The 14,334-nt window shown below is 49.3% G+C and carries 12 protein-coding genes; 8 read left to right on the forward strand and 4 right to left on the reverse strand.

What is annotated here, in order from left to right; genetic code table 11:
• Positions 1-96: 96 nt before the first annotated feature.
• From deoC to deoD, 4 genes are all read left to right on the forward strand, one after another.
• Entirely contained in the window at positions 97-867 is a 771-nt protein-coding gene (gene deoC, locus N7386_RS05350) for a deoxyribose-phosphate aldolase (RefSeq protein ID WP_011716152.1), read from the forward strand.
• A gap of 184 nt (positions 868-1,051) precedes the next feature.
• Positions 1,052-2,383 carry a thymidine phosphorylase gene (gene deoA, locus N7386_RS05355; RefSeq protein ID WP_126512626.1) on the forward strand — a complete coding sequence of 444 codons (1,332 nt, stop codon included), beginning with the start codon at positions 1,052-1,054 and terminating at the stop codon, positions 2,381-2,383.
• A 9-nt stretch (positions 2,384-2,392) separates the two neighbouring features.
• A complete protein-coding gene (locus N7386_RS05360; protein WP_248966464.1) occupies positions 2,393-3,607 on the forward strand; it encodes a phosphopentomutase in 1,215 nt (404 codons plus the stop codon).
• A gap of 91 nt (positions 3,608-3,698) precedes the next feature.
• Positions 3,699-4,409, forward strand: a complete 711-nt coding sequence (gene deoD, locus N7386_RS05365) for a purine-nucleoside phosphorylase (RefSeq protein WP_011621831.1) — start codon at positions 3,699-3,701, stop codon at positions 4,407-4,409.
• 167 nt (positions 4,410-4,576) lie between these two features.
• Here the strand turns inward: deoD and N7386_RS05370 are convergent, their stop codons facing one another.
• Entirely contained in the window at positions 4,577-5,776 is a 1,200-nt protein-coding gene (locus tag N7386_RS05370) for an AhpA/YtjB family protein (protein WP_279767303.1), read from the reverse strand.
• 79 nt (positions 5,777-5,855) lie between these two features.
• On the opposite strand from N7386_RS05370, the gene serB reads away from it, so the two are divergent.
• Both serB and N7386_RS05380 read left to right on the forward strand, forming a co-directional pair.
• Positions 5,856-6,848, forward strand: a complete 993-nt coding sequence (gene serB, locus N7386_RS05375) for a phosphoserine phosphatase SerB (RefSeq protein WP_279767305.1) — start codon at positions 5,856-5,858, stop codon at positions 6,846-6,848.
• Between the two features lie 82 nt (positions 6,849-6,930).
• Positions 6,931-7,932 carry an alpha/beta fold hydrolase gene (locus tag N7386_RS05380; protein WP_279767307.1) on the forward strand — a complete coding sequence of 334 codons (1,002 nt, stop codon included), beginning with the start codon at positions 6,931-6,933 and terminating at the stop codon, positions 7,930-7,932.
• Positions 7,933-7,948: 16 nt separating this feature from the next.
• On the opposite strand, the gene N7386_RS05385 is transcribed toward N7386_RS05380, so the two are convergent.
• Positions 7,949-10,321, reverse strand: coding sequence for a PilZ domain-containing protein (locus N7386_RS05385; protein WP_279767309.1), 2,373 nt, complete (start codon positions 10,319-10,321; stop codon positions 7,949-7,951).
• A 102-nt stretch (positions 10,322-10,423) separates the two neighbouring features.
• Here N7386_RS05385 and radA point away from each other — a divergent pair, with 102 nt between their 5' ends.
• Complete coding sequence (radA, locus tag N7386_RS05390; RefSeq protein ID WP_279767311.1) at positions 10,424-11,788, forward strand: DNA repair protein RadA; 1,365 nt, start codon at positions 10,424-10,426, stop codon at positions 11,786-11,788.
• Positions 11,789-11,871: 83 nt separating this feature from the next.
• Here radA and N7386_RS05395 read toward each other — a convergent pair whose 3' ends face one another.
• Complete coding sequence (locus N7386_RS05395; RefSeq protein ID WP_164717995.1) at positions 11,872-12,243, reverse strand: PilZ domain-containing protein; 372 nt, start codon at positions 12,241-12,243, stop codon at positions 11,872-11,874.
• 200 nt (positions 12,244-12,443) lie between these two features.
• Between N7386_RS05395 and torR the strand changes: the two genes are divergently transcribed.
• Positions 12,444-13,154 carry a two-component system response regulator TorR gene (gene torR, locus N7386_RS05400; RefSeq protein ID WP_011625509.1) on the forward strand — a complete coding sequence of 237 codons (711 nt, stop codon included), beginning with the start codon at positions 12,444-12,446 and terminating at the stop codon, positions 13,152-13,154.
• A gap of 65 nt (positions 13,155-13,219) precedes the next feature.
• On the opposite strand, the gene torT is transcribed toward torR, so the two are convergent.
• Positions 13,220-14,287, reverse strand: coding sequence for a TMAO reductase system periplasmic protein TorT (gene torT / locus N7386_RS05405; protein ID WP_279767313.1), 1,068 nt, complete (start codon positions 14,285-14,287; stop codon positions 13,220-13,222).
• Between the last annotated feature and the right edge of the window lie 47 nt (positions 14,288-14,334).

Consider the following 14,334-nt stretch of genomic DNA (forward strand, 5'->3'; position numbering starts at 1 on the left):
CCGGCCATATAAAAATAATCAAAATAATGCCAGCTCTGAGCGTTGCGTATAAGCGACTGATTTCTATTTATTTGTTTTTTATTTTGGAGAGCTATTATGACTGATTTAAAAAAAGCAGCACAACGCGCCATCGAACTTATGGATTTAACCACCTTAAACGATGACGATACCGATCAGAAAGTGATCGACCTGTGTCACAAAGCCGTGACACCAGCGGGTAATACTGCTGCCATCTGTATCTATCCTCGCTTCATTCCTATCGCACGTAAGACCCTCGATGAGCTGGGCGCAGAAGACATTCAAATCGCAACAGTAACCAATTTCCCACACGGTAACGATGATATTGCTATTGCTGTATTAGAAACCCGTGCCGCCGTTGCCTATGGTGCCGATGAAGTTGACGTGGTATTCCCATACCGCGCGCTGATGGAAGGTAACGAAAGTGTCGGTTACGAGTTAGTCAAAGCCTGTAAAGAAGCCTGTGGCGATGTATTACTGAAAGTGATTATCGAATCAGGTGTATTAGCCGATCCTGCGCTTATCCGCCGCGCCTCTGAACTGTCTATCGATGCGGGTGCTGATTTTATCAAGACCTCTACCGGTAAAGTACCTGTCAACGCGACCCTTGAAGCGGCCGAAATCATGCTGACTGTGATCAGTGAAAAGAACACCAAAGTGGGCTTTAAGCCTGCTGGCGGCGTACGTGATGCTGCTCAAGCTGCAGAGTTTTTAGGTGTGGCTGAGCGTATTCTCGGTGCGGATTGGGTCTCTCCACGTACCTTTAGATTTGGTGCTTCAAGCTTACTCAACAGCTTGTTACACACATTAGAATTAGCCGATGCGCCTAAGCCGACTCAAGGCTATTAATCGAACATTGCATCTCGATTAATACCAAAATCGTATATCGAAACTAATTAAGTGTGACCTAAATCTAGTTGGAAACATCAAAACTTCGATAGCATGTAATTGTAATATTGCTACAGTTTTGATGTTTCATTGCAAAGCTAAATAACGGATATGTTGTATTAGTATTTAGCTTGGAGGCAGTATCATGTTTCTAGCTCAGGAAATTATACGTAAGAAACGCAATGGGTTAGCCTTAAGTACAGAAGAGATCCAGTTCTTCGTTAAGGGCATAACCACTAATGCAGTGTCGGAAGGTCAGATCGCCGCACTAGGCATGGCTGTGTATTTTAATGACATGAATATGGATGAAAGAATCGCTTTGACCACGGCAATGCGCGATTCTGGCACTGTACTCAACTGGCAATCACTTGGTCTGAATGGCCCTGTCATCGATAAACACAGTACAGGTGGTGTCGGTGATGTGATTAGTCTCATGCTCGGCCCCATGGCTGCGGCTTGCGGTGGTTATGTGCCGATGATTTCGGGTCGCGGACTCGGACACACAGGCGGTACGCTCGATAAGTTCGACGCTATTCCCGGTTATCAAACCGAACCTTCGAGTGAATTGTTCCGCAAAGTAGTTAAAGACGTTGGTGTGGCGATTATCGGCCAAACTGGCGATCTGGTTCCCGCCGATAAACGTTTTTATTCCATCCGTGACAACACTGCGACCGTCGAATCCATCTCCCTCATCACCGCCTCAATTCTCTCTAAGAAATTAGCTTGTAGTCTCGATGCATTGGCGATGGACGTCAAAGTCGGTAGCGGCGCATTTATGCCAACCTACGAAGCCTCTGAAGAGCTTGCTCGTAGTATTGCAGCGGTAGCCAATGGCGCTGGTACTAAAACAACGGCCTTACTCACTGACATGAACCAAGTATTAGCCTCGTGTGCGGGGAATGCGGTTGAAGTGAAAGAAGCCATCGACTTCTTAACCGGTGCTTACCGTAATCCTCGTCTGTACGCTGTGACTATGGGTCTTTGTGCCGAGATGTTACTCCTAGGTGGCCTCGCGACCGATGAAGCGGATGCCCGTGCCAAGTTAAACCGCGTATTAGATAACGGCCGCGCTGCCGAGATCTTTGGCAAGATGGTTTCAGGCCTCGGTGGCCCAGTCGATTTTGTCGAAAACTACAGTAAGTACTTACCGCAATCGCAAATTATTCGCCCTGTCTTTGCCGATACCCAAGGTTATGCCCACAGCATGGACACCCGCGAACTCGGTTTGGCCGTGGTTACCTTAGGTGGTGGTCGTCGCAAGCCTGGTGATGCACTCGACTACAGTGTTGGTCTGACGCAAGTCTGTGCCCTTGGCGATAAGATTGATGCTTCAACGCCGATTGCCGTGATCCACGCGCAATCTGAAGATGCCTTTGCTCAAGCGGAAGAAGCCGTGAAAAAAGCGATTCGTATTGATGACGTCGCTCCAGAAAAAACACCTGAGATCTATGCTTATATCCGAGCAGCGGATCTTTAAGGAAGAATTATGAAACGTACAGTTATAATGATGTTGGATTCCTTTGGCGTGGGCGCCGCTGGCGATGCCGCCAAGTTTGGGGATCTGGGTTCTGACACTTTTGGCCATATCGCTAAAGCATGTGCCGAAGGTAAAGCCGATATCGGCCGTGAAGGTCCGTTAACGCTGCCAAACTTGGCGCGTTTAGGTTTGGCCCATGCGGCGATGGAAAGCACGGGGGCGTTTGCTCCAGGCTTTGCGGACAATGTTGAGCTGATTGGTGCCTATGGCCACGCTCAGGAATTAAGTTCGGGCAAAGATACCCCGAGTGGTCACTGGGAAATGGCGGGTGTGCCCGTATTATTCGACTGGGGATATTTCAGCGAGCACCAAAACTCGTTCCCTAAAGAGCTGACAGATAAGATTCTAACCCGTGCAGGACTCGATGGCTTTTTAGGTAACTGCCATGCTTCTGGTACCACGATTCTGGAAGAGTTAGGTGAAGAGCACATGCGTTCTGGCAAGCCGATTTTTTACACTTCGGCGGATTCGGTATTCCAGATTGCCTGCCATGAAGGCACATTTGGTTTAGAAAATTTATATCGTCTTTGCGAAATCGCCCGTGAAGAGTTAGAGCCTTACAACATTGGTCGCGTGATTGCGCGTCCATTCGATGGCACAGGCCCAAGCGACTTTGCTCGTACTGGCAACCGTAAGGATTACTCCCTCGAGCCGCCAGCGAAGACAGTATTAGATAAGTTAAAAGCCGCCGGTGGTGAAGTCGTGAGTGTGGGCAAAATTGCCGATATTTACGCTTACTGTGGCATCACCAAAAAGGTGAAGGCAAACGGTTTAGAAGCGCTATTTGATGCGACTTTAGCCGAAGTGAAATCAGCGGGTGAAAATACTATTGTATTCACTAACTTTGTTGATTTTGACTCCCACTATGGTCACCGCCGTGATGTGGCAGGTTATGCGAAAGGGCTGGAGTATTTCGACTCGCGTTTACCTGAAATGCTCGCGCTACTGGATGAGGACGATCTGTTAATCCTCACTGCTGACCATGGTTGCGACCCAACATGGCAAGGTACTGACCATACTCGTGAATATGTGCCTGTATTGGCCTATGGCGCAGGGCTGAAAGCGGGGTCACTCGGTCGCCGTAACAGTTTCGCCGATATCGGTCAATCTATCGCAAGCTACTTCAAGCTTGAGCCGATGGAATACGGTGAGTCGTTTATCTAAGTAAACGTGCAAGATCTCGATTTGGCGGCCAACATTGGGCCGCCAGTAAACAAAGACTTAAGTCTTAATAAAATAAACAGGGGTTATTTCGATGGCAACACCACACATTAATGCTGTAGAGGGCGCATTCGCTGAGACAGTTCTGTTTCCAGGCGATCCATTACGTGCAAAATATATTGCTGAAACATTCTTAGAAAATGTTGAGCAAGTGACTGACGTTCGAAACATGCTAGGTTTTACCGGTACTTACAAAGGTAAACGTATTTCTGTTATGGGTTCAGGCATGGGTATTCCTTCATGCTCAATCTATGCAACTGAATTAATTAAAGACTACGGTGTTAAGAACCTGATCCGCGTGGGTACTTGTGGCGCGATCAGCACTGACGTTAAAGTGCGCGATGTGATCATCGGCATGGGTGCTTGTACCGATTCTCAAGTTAACCGTTTACGTTTCAAAGGCCAAGATTTCGCTGCTATCGCGAACTACGAGCTGATGAATGCCGTGATCGAATCTGCCAAAGTGAAAGGCACTAAGATCCGTGTTGGTAACGTTTTCTCTGCCGACCTGTTCTACACTCCAGATCCACAAATGTTTGACGTGATGGAAAAAATGGGTGTGTTAGGCGTAGAGATGGAAGCCGCTGGTTTATACGGTGTTGCCCATGAATTCGGTGCTCGTGCACTGTGTGTGGTAACTGTATCTGACCATATCCGTACTGGCGAAAAAACCACTTCTGATGAGCGTCAAACCACGTTCAACGATATGATCGTGATGACATTAGACGCTGCAATTACGCTGTAATTTGTCGCTAATTTCGTTATAAGAAAAGGGTTCGCAGTGCGAACCCTTTTTTATTACCTAGTGATCTTCAAGTTCAATCGGTTTAGCAGTGTTGCAGAATCTTAGATTGGCAATCCTCAATGCAGCGCTAAACCTAAGACGCTTCAGTTTGAGCAGAGACGCCTCGATTAACCCGTAGAATCGGTATCTAAATCGCTTGGTTGAGCTGGGGCTTTCTCAGTGGTGGATTTCGCCGCAGTGGTTTTCACTCGGCGCACCGATTTTACCTTAGGTTTAGTCGGCGTGGGCGCTGAGCTTGGCGGCTCGGTGACTGAAGCTTGAGTCGGCTGTTCTTTGGTATCCGTTTTAAACTGAGACTGAGGCGTTGGCTCAGATGATGACTCATCTTTCTCCGGTTTTATCTCTGGTTTAAGCTCTGGCTTCACATCAAGCGCTTTCTCTACTGCTTTCTCTGATACTGGATCTGGCGCAAGTGCAGTTTTTGTTTCTGCGCTTGTTTTGGCTTTCTTCGCTTTAGATTCGGCAATGGCTTGGTTGCTGTCTTCATTCTGCGCTTTGCTTACAGCCGATTTCTCCAAGGGCTGAGTGTCTAGATCCTGTGCTTCTTTGCTTTCTTTGGCCTTTTTAGCTTCTGCTGGCTTTTGCACAGCCTCAGTGCCACTTGCGATAACGGCATCCTGCTGGGTATCTTGACTATCCGATGGCTTAGCTTCCTCGGCCGCTTCGGGGGCTTTTATGGCTTTATTCTTCTTAGGGTTTTTACGCAATTTGGCGCGGGTGCGACGGCGGTCAAAATCGGCGCGTTTAAAGGATAAGGCGCGGGATAACAACATGCCGATAAGACCGGCAACCAGCAGCATCATTTGCTGCTGCTCCATATTTAGGTTATGCGCTTCTTTGATTTCATTAAAAAATAGTTTGGTATCGAGTCTAACCTCGACATAGCCTAAATTTTTTCCATCTTGGATCACGGGTTCGACATAGGGTGGATATTTGCTTAGGAGCAAACTCATGTCTTCCGATTCGGGATCTAAGGCTTCATTGGTCAGGCTTTGGGCGAAGGCTAAACGTATACCTTGGTCGCTGAAAATGGCTGCCGACATCACCTTAGGATCTTCGACTAAGGCGCTGGCCAGCCATTGGAGCTGTTCATCGTTTTGCAATTGTAGGGCGGGCGCCGCGCTGTAGGCCGTTTGTTGTACCAGTAATCTGGCCATCTTTTGCGTTTGGGACTTTAGAAGCAGCTGACCTTGTAGTAGGCTTGTCTGCCACAATTGCACTAAGCCGACCATCAAGGTCAGGGCGATGGCGATTTGGAGCAGTCTACTGATTTTATGGCTTTTCTTTAGCCCTTTAAGATATAACACTTTGACCCTTAATAGTTAGAGCGCTTGCCTAATCATAATTGATTCTGAGTGAGCCCGATAGTTGGAGAACACGAGTCCTATGGAAAGCTTGAACCAAAATGCGCTGTTTGTATGGTTAGCTGCTAGCCCTTCACCTCGCTTTGAATATCAGGGGCTCAGTTTCGAGGCTTATCAGGAATCGTCTACGCGGCCATCCCAAAGCGGATTTGCTATGCGTCTGATTTACGAAGATTTAGGCATTGAAGACTCATTAGCGGCTTGGATTGTTTCTCTAGCTGAAAGCCTTAAATTAACCTCGCTCTCCATCGCACCTATTCGCCGTCAAGTGGCGCTGCATTGTGTTCAATTAGCGCTTCCCGTTGAGCCGAGTGCCGAGCTGTTAGCCACTTGTCCATCACAGGTAGAGTTACACCTTATTCGCGGCCCATTACCTAAACTGAGCGAGCCCGGTTTACTGGTGATGGACATGGATTCTACCGCGATCCAAATTGAATGTATTGATGAACTTGCCGCGATGGCAGGGGTCGGCGAGCAAGTGGCGGCGATCACAGAGCGCGCGATGCAGGGCGAACTGGATTTCGAGCAGAGTTTGCGCCAAAGGGTTGCCCAGCTCGAGGGCGCCGATGCAAAGATTATTCAAACCCTGTGTGACACTTTGCCACTGATGCCGGGCCTTGAGGCCATGCTGACCGAGCTTAAGTCGCACCATTGGCGCCTCGTTGTTGCTTCAGGCGGCTTTACGCCGTTCGTTGGTCACTTAAAACAGCTGTTGAATTTAGACGCAGCCTTTGCCAATGAATTAGTGATTGCGGACGGCAAGCTTGCGGGAACCGTCACGGGGAAAGTCGTCGATGCCCAGTTTAAGGCCGATGTGGTGAACCGTTGTAGCCAAGACTGGCAGATCCCAGCTGGCCAGCGTGTTGCCATCGGTGACGGTGCAAACGATATTCCTATGGTGCAGGCGGCGGACTTTGGGATAGCCTTCCATGCTAAGCCTAAACTTGCGGCGGCGGCTGATGCGCGGATCCGCAGTTTAGATCTGCGGGTATTGCCTTATCTGCTGCAGTTTTAATTTATCCGCTGTTTCCGAGTCGTTAACATTAGAGTAATGACTCTTGTTTTTTGACGCTTAGCTGGTAGTTTAGTGTTCATCAATGGACTACCAGCGACTGACTTTGACTTCCTCTTCATCCCAACACTCGGCGCAAACGCCCGCACAAACTTCCCTTTATATTCCTTACCGAGATGGACAGCTGCACCTGCGCCAGTTGTTGCCTGCTAATGCGGATTTTTCAAAGCCTCCGATCTTGATGTTGCATGGTGCTATGTCCAATGGCCGGGTATTTTACAGCCAGAGTGGTCGAGGCTTAGGATGCTTTCTCGCTCAGGCGGGCTTTGTGGTTTATGTGCTGGATACGGCAGGTAGAGGTTTGAGTCTGCCCAAAATTGCGCGTGGCTTTACTCTAGGGCAAGGCGAGGTGATCCGCGAGCAACTGCCATTAGTGCAGCAGCATATTTTGAAGATACATCAACAGCTTTGTCAGGAGCAGGGAAAGCCTGCGCCATCGCAATTGCATTGGTGCGCGCATTCTTGGGGCGGCGTGTTGATGGCAAGCGCCTTAGCGCGTTACCCCGAATTGCAGCAGAGTGTACGTTCACTGCTAACCTTTGGCAGTAAACGCACGATTCGAGTGAAGTCCTTTAAAAAATGGTTGATGGTCGATGTGTTTTGGAATCGCCTCGCCCCGAGTTTAGCCGTGGGGCAGGGGTATCTCGCCGCCGATAAGCTGCGTGTCGGTATGGATAACGAGAGCCGCGCCTCATTAACTCAAAGCATAGATTGGGTGCGTGGAGAGTGGCGTGACCATGACGATGGCTTCGACTATGGCAAGGCGGCGAAGGCGGCCCACTGGCCCGTCGCTTGGTTTATTGCTGGGCAAAACGATACTGTGCTTGGGCATCCCGAAGATGTCGCCGATATGATCTCTGAATGTGGTTTTCGCCAAGTGAAATACACTCTGCTCTCAAAGGCGAATGGCTTTAAGCACGACTATGGTCATGCGGATATGCTGACCCATATGGATGCGATGAGTGACCATTTTCCACTGATCCGCGATTGGTATCTCGGGTTTGAATTGGCGGTGTTAAAAGACTAGGGCGATGCACCCTAGTTTATTTTTGCAGAGTAGGGTAGCGCAGCTCCACCTCTTGGGTGATATCGAGTAGTTCCCCTACACCGATAATCCGCCAGAGTTGTTCCTCGAGTTGTTTCGCCCTGTGGTTTGCGTGGATGTTGATGTATTCCAATTCGCGGCGCAGGTAACCCATATCCGGTTTCTCGGTTGCACCACGGTAAATCCGCAGCGCCATAAAGCGTCCCGCCAGTTTACTTTGGTTGATAAAGGCGATTTTGGCCTGCGCATCTCCAAGCTCGGTGGCGGGAACACATTTTAAATGGAATTGACCGCGGGACTGGCGGGTCAATTGGATAAATACCTCAATAAAATCCATATCCTGCTGCGGCTTCATTTGGCGGATAGGATCGAGAATGTCCCGTTTAAAGAATCCATCTTTTAGTAGCGGCGCGAGATTATATTGCAGGGTATCCGAGGAACCTGCGGCAAAAATATCGCTGATTTCATCATGCTCAGTGCTGACCCCTAAACAGGCGACCTGTGCCGATTTTGTTGTTTTTTCAACAAAGTAGGGGACCGAGTGCAGCTCGCGTAGCAGAATGTTTTTTAAACCATCGGCGAGCTCTGTTATCTCGCTATTGTTCTCGGTCAGCTGTTCGAGTTTTTCACGGTTATGGGCGATCAGTTTATTTAAAAACTCCACCCCAACGTGGGGCGTGTGACCCATGACCGCAGCTAAATGGAGCGTCACGCCATTTTTACGGGTACGCACTAGACGGTAGGGTAAATTATCCAGCTGAGTCTTACCGGCAATGGTCTGCAACTTAGGCAAACTGATCATTATTGGCTTGTTGGTGGCAAACTCAGTCGGATTATCCAGCGTCAGCTGCATACCTCGGCCTGAAATATCTAAGGTTATCCCCGTCGCTTTTAGGGCTCCCTGTGACACATTGACTAAGGTTTTGAAGGCAAAACGAGCCTCCTGTCGACGCTCACTAAATTGCATCGAAACTGGCTTGATTTGGTGTGCCGTTAGGCGCTGTTGGCCAAAGGCTTTGAGCGCATTGGCATTGCTATCGTCCTGCCAGGCTTTGTAGCTGGCCCTTTCATCCTCATTGGTGAGGTCTATAAGTTGCAGCATATGGCTGAACTGGGACAATTGCTGCTCCACCAGCGGGCTGTACTTGGCATCATCCCCCGGCAAGGTCGCACGGCGATAACCTTTAGCATGGTAAATCTTATCTGGGATGAGTTTGAAAATCCGCCAGCTCGGTTTCGTTGAAGCAAAACCGAGGAATAAAGACGTCATGCCCTTGGCTTTTAATTCGGCTAAGGTGGCCGAGTAAAAATACAGTGAGCCTTGAGCGTTGTAGGTAAAGCTAAAAAATAATCCGTAATCGGGGTTTTCAGGATGATTGACCAGCGCAGAGAGCCTAGCTGGCGTCAGCATGGCGGGCAACTGGCTGATATCATTCTCATCCTGAAAATAATGCACTATCTGCTGATTGTCGCGGCTCAGCAGCATATGGGTGATGGATTGGGACTGCTGATTGAGAAACAAAGGCAGATGTGGCAGGTGCGGTAGGTAATGACGCTCGAACCCTAACCCCGAGGCCGTCACTAAGACATCATTCACATCCAGCTTATAACGAAGTTTATAACCACGGATTAAGTTGCCCAGCATTTCACCTAAAGCATCGGTACCACCAATCCGGCGCAAGCGTAACCAAACGAATTCACCATTGGTTTGGCTATCGACAATCTGATAATCGACCCCGAGTTGTAAATCGGGATAGTAATATTCTTCACTCAGCTCGAGCAGTTTGACCTTGAGCGGCTTGTCGAGATCGAAGGGATGATTCGCCGCTAAGCGAATGCGCGCACCGCCGACCGATAAATCGACGGTGATCCCCGGCATTTCAGTCCGTCCGGGTTGCGACACTGCAATGCGGATACTGTAATTCATCCGCTCTTCGGCGCGGTTAAAATAACTGCCGAGCACCACGCCGGGCACCATAAAAGGCTCGGGCTCGACGCTATCGGTTTGTTGTGTTACCTGACGTAGTTTTTGTCGCCGCTGTTGATGGGCGGCGATGACATATTCATACACCCCTAAGGTGTACTTATTGCGGTATAGAGACATGGCCGCTTGCAGACTATGCTTGGCGGGCTCATCGAGAAAATGGCGCTGTTGGCCGAGCATGACTTCGGTGCAGGGCAACTCAGACTTGTCCCTAAGATCGATAATCCGGGTGCAGGGCGAAGCCAAACGATTCAACTCCATTTTCAACAGAAAACGGGTCGAATTGTTTTCATCGGCAGTCAGCTGCTGAAAAATCTCTTGGAAATTCGGTTCCATGAGTAGCGGCTTGAGCTGTTCTATGAGTGCATTATGGTTATCTAAACTCATGTAGGGTCTTTTCTAATGCTGATTTTATGCCGTGCTGTGTTAGTCTAATGTCGGCAGTATTCACAGTTACTTAAATTGATTTTATACAGATTTTAATAAGTTATGGCAAAGAATAAAACCGCGTACGTGTGCAATGAGTGTGGACAGGATTTTCCTCGCTGGCAAGGGCAGTGCAGTGCTTGTCAGGAGTGGAATACGATAACCGAAGTGCGCTTAGGCGCCGCCTCGCCCGGACGGGGAACTAAGTTTGCGGGTTATGCCGGTGCCGGTAGTAGCGAAGTCAAAACCTTAGACCAAATTGACCTCAATGCGTTACCACGGATTGTGAGCCATTTTGGCGAGCTCGACCGCGTGCTCGGGGGCGGTATAGTGCCAGGCTCTGCGATTCTGATTGGCGGTCATCCTGGTGCCGGTAAGAGTACGCTGTTACTCCAAACCCTTTGCTATTTAGCCGAGCAAATGCCTGCGCTCTATGTGACGGGGGAAGAGTCTCTGCAGCAAGTCGCTATGCGCGCCCATCGCTTAGGGTTGCCGACCAATAAACTGCGGATGTTATCCGAGACCAGCGTGGAGCAGATCTGCGAAGTCGCCCTGCAAGAATCGCCAAAAGTCATCGTCGTCGACTCTATTCAAGTCATGCACATGAGCGATGTGGCATCGAGCCCTGGCAGTGTGTCGCAGGTGCGTGAATCGGCCTCCTATTTAACTCGCTTTGCCAAGCAAAACGGCATTGCCGTGATTATGGTCGGCCATGTGACCAAAGACGGCAGCCTCGCAGGGCCTAAAGTGCTCGAGCACTGTATCGATTGTTCTGTGATGTTTGAAGGGGATAGCGACAGCCGTTATCGCACCTTGCGCTCCCACAAGAACCGGTTCGGGGCGATTAACGAGTTAGGCGTCTTCGCCATGACCGAGCGTGGTTTGAAGGAAGTGGCTAACCCTTCGGCGATTTTCCTTTCCCGCGGCGAGGAAGAGTCCTCTGGCTCCTTAGTGATGGTGGTGTGGGAAGGTACGCGTCCGCTGCTGGTAGAACTTCAGGTGCTGGTGGACAATTCGGCGATGTCGAACCCACGCCGCGTTGCTGTGGGCATGGATGCAAACCGTTTAGCCATGTTACTGGCAGTGATGCATCGCCATGGTGGGTTACAAATGTCGGATCAGGACGTGTTTGTCAACGTCGTTGGTGGGGTTAAAGTGACGGAAACCAGTGCCGACTTAACCTTGCTGCTGGCCATGGTGTCGAGTTTCCGTGGTGATATTTTACCGAGCGATTTAGTGGTATTTGGTGAAGTGGGGTTATCCGGGGAAATTCGCCCCGTGCCCAATGGTCAAGAACGCCTCGTTGAAGCCGCCAAACATGGTTTTAAGCGGGCGATTGTGCCCCGTGCCAATGTGCCGAAAAAGCCGCCTGCGGGCATGGAAGTGGTGGGCGTGGCAAAATTATCCGAAGCCCTCGAAGCGATATAATGATCAAAACAAAAACAGCGCCTAATGGCGCTGTTTTTTATGGTGTTATCGGCGGTGAAGCCTGTGTCGCGCTGAGCTTTCGCTTAATCGGCGCTGTTGTGTTTTTCGATAAATAGCGCTAATTCACGATTCAGTATCGACGCATCGCCTAGGTTCAGCTCAACGATGCGTTTGAGGTGGCTGATGCTGTCAACATCGATAAAGTTACATTTCAGGCCCAGTTGCTGGTTGCGTTGATGCACTAACTCGGTTTCCATTTGCAGCTCAATATCCGAGCCCGGCAAGGTAAAACTGAGGGTGATAGGCTCACTTGAATGGCTAAATCCGGCAGGTTCGTCCACCAGTGCGCCATTTAGGCTGAGGTCGAGTATGGTGGTTTGCCACTGTTTATCGCCTTGGTGTACCGATGCGCTAGCGGCAAAGAGGATCCGCGAGAACTTTCGTCTTTCATCAATCACTACTTCTTTATTGTTCATAGTTTGTTAGTGCTCACCCCAATCAATATGCCTAAGCATATGTCATATTGATGTTACTGTAAAAGTTCGGCAGTTTTTTGTGCGAGAAAGTAACGGAGATCGCATATTTTACCTTTTCCTCATATGCAAATATGAAAAAGTATGAATAATTCAGTTAAGCAAAATAAGAGATGTAGAACATGGCCTATAGTGTGCTCGTTGTCGATGATGAAGCGGTTATTCGTGCTCGATTGAAAGGGTATTTTGAAAAAGAAGGTTACCGCGTTGTCGAGGCGGCCGATGGCGAGCAGATGTGGCACGAGTTTAATCGTCAACATATTGATTTAATTATGTTAGACATTAACCTGCCCGGAGTAGATGGTTTAAGCTTAACCCGTGAGTTACGTAGCCGCTCCCATGTGGGGATTATCTTAGTCTCGGGCCGTGATGAATCGATTGATAAAATCGTCGGTCTGGAGATGGGCGCCGATGATTATGTGACTAAGCCCTTCGAGCTGCGGGAGCTATTGGTTAGGGTTAAAAACCTACTGTGGCGGATTTCTCTGGTAAAACAAGCCGAACAAGCGCTGGTGCAGGAATTATCCGAGCCCGATGATGTGATGAGTTTTGAAGGCTATCGGCTTGAATTAAACAGCCGTAAGCTGCGCCAAGGGGAGGAGCTTATCAAGCTCACTAAGGCCGAATTTGAGTTATTAACCGCCTTTGCGTTGCATCCGCAGCAGGTACTTTCCCGCGAGCGCTTAATGCAGCAAACCAGTCATCGTAATCAGGATGTGAATGACAGAACCATAGATGTCATCATCCGTCGCCTGCGTAATAAGCTTAATCCCGAACTCTTTGTCACTGTCCATGGTGAAGGCTATTTGTTTGCCGCTAAGGTGGATGATTAATCGCTAACTTAAGTCCCTGATTTTAGGCCTGTGTTAAGTGTAGAGTTAATCGCTATGTTAAGCACTCAGGGGCGCACTTGATACAGGGGGTAAAAATCCGCTTCGGTGAGACTAAAGCTAAGATCCGATAAGGTATTTTGTAAGGTCGTGCGCTCAACGATAGCAGGACCTATATCGCCAAAAGGCGCGGCGCCTTCGAGTTGTTTTACCGTGACATCGATGGCGAGTTTGCCCTGTAACACGACCAAGTCATCATTGCTGTAGACCACTTTTTGTCGTTTTAAGCCGCGCAGAATCGCGGGGGATAAGTAACTGCTCACCAGCTTGATGTCTTGCGTCAGCTGTTTTTGTTTGAGGGTACTGACAGCGGCTTCTATCGCCACCGCACTGCCGAGAATATAGTCGGGGCGCTGGGCCTTAAGCAGTATCTGTAATTGATCGCGGTAGAGATTGCGATTGTTATCTGCATGCTGAATCGCACTGATGCTGACATTGCTGCCCTCGAGGGCATGGCGAATGCCTTGTTCGACTAAATCTGTGCCGCCGAGGTTTTCAGGGCCCGCTAAGAGGGCCAAGGTGGTCGGCTGGCTGGGCGTATGCGCTTTGGCATCCGCCTTAATAAAATTGCCAGCACTTAGCCCCATTTGATACCAGTTAACGCCGATATGGGTCTGCACTTGCTCAGCATTGAGCTTATTCACTAGGGCGAGCACGGGTTTGGTTAGCGGCTCAGAAAACTGTTCGAGCAGATTAGGGCTCACGGCGCCAAGCAAAATTGCGTCGTAATCTCCCTTCATGCAGGCGCTTAATTGCTCGAGCTGTTTATCTTGATGGTAGTAGCTGCCCGCTTCGAACAGATCCAGCGACACACCGAGGTGTTTCGCCTGTTGGATCAGGCCGTAGTCGATGCCAATCCAATAGGCATCCTTCAGGTGGGGGACTAAGGCACAAATGCGCCAAGCCTGTTGTGCTTTACTAAGGGGATGATAATCGAGTGCCTGCGCCTGTTGAATCTTGGCATTAAAGGGATGGCGTTGCTCTAATGGCCAAGTTTGGCTGTTGGCACCAGCTGCAGATAAACATGACAGGCCAAAAGTGGTGAGTGTGAGCAAAGCTTGCCAAAATTTTTCCATTGTCTCGTATCATCCACAGTGATTATCTCGAAGGCATTGTAACAGAA

It is taken from the genome of Shewanella sp. GD04112, from assembly GCF_029835735.1.
Lineage (GTDB): Bacteria > Pseudomonadota > Gammaproteobacteria > Enterobacterales > Shewanellaceae > Shewanella.

Coding starts and splice junctions, on each gene's coding strand:
- deoC (WP_011716152.1), top strand. CDS start 97: ATGACTGATTTAAAAAAAGCAGCACAACGCGCCATCGAACTTATGGAT.
- deoA (WP_126512626.1), top strand. CDS start 1,052: ATGTTTCTAGCTCAGGAAATTATACGTAAGAAACGCAATGGGTTAGCC.
- N7386_RS05360 (WP_248966464.1), top strand. CDS start 2,393: ATGAAACGTACAGTTATAATGATGTTGGATTCCTTTGGCGTGGGCGCC.
- deoD (WP_011621831.1), top strand. CDS start 3,699: ATGGCAACACCACACATTAATGCTGTAGAGGGCGCATTCGCTGAGACA.
- serB (WP_279767305.1), top strand. CDS start 5,856: ATGGAAAGCTTGAACCAAAATGCGCTGTTTGTATGGTTAGCTGCTAGC.
- N7386_RS05380 (WP_279767307.1), top strand. CDS start 6,931: ATGGACTACCAGCGACTGACTTTGACTTCCTCTTCATCCCAACACTCG.
- N7386_RS05385 (WP_279767309.1), bottom strand. CDS start 10,321: ATGAGTTTAGATAACCATAATGCACTCATAGAACAGCTCAAGCCGCTA.
- radA (WP_279767311.1), top strand. CDS start 10,424: ATGGCAAAGAATAAAACCGCGTACGTGTGCAATGAGTGTGGACAGGAT.
- torR (WP_011625509.1), top strand. CDS start 12,444: ATGGCCTATAGTGTGCTCGTTGTCGATGATGAAGCGGTTATTCGTGCT.
- torT (WP_279767313.1), bottom strand. CDS start 14,287: ATGGAAAAATTTTGGCAAGCTTTGCTCACACTCACCACTTTTGGCCTG.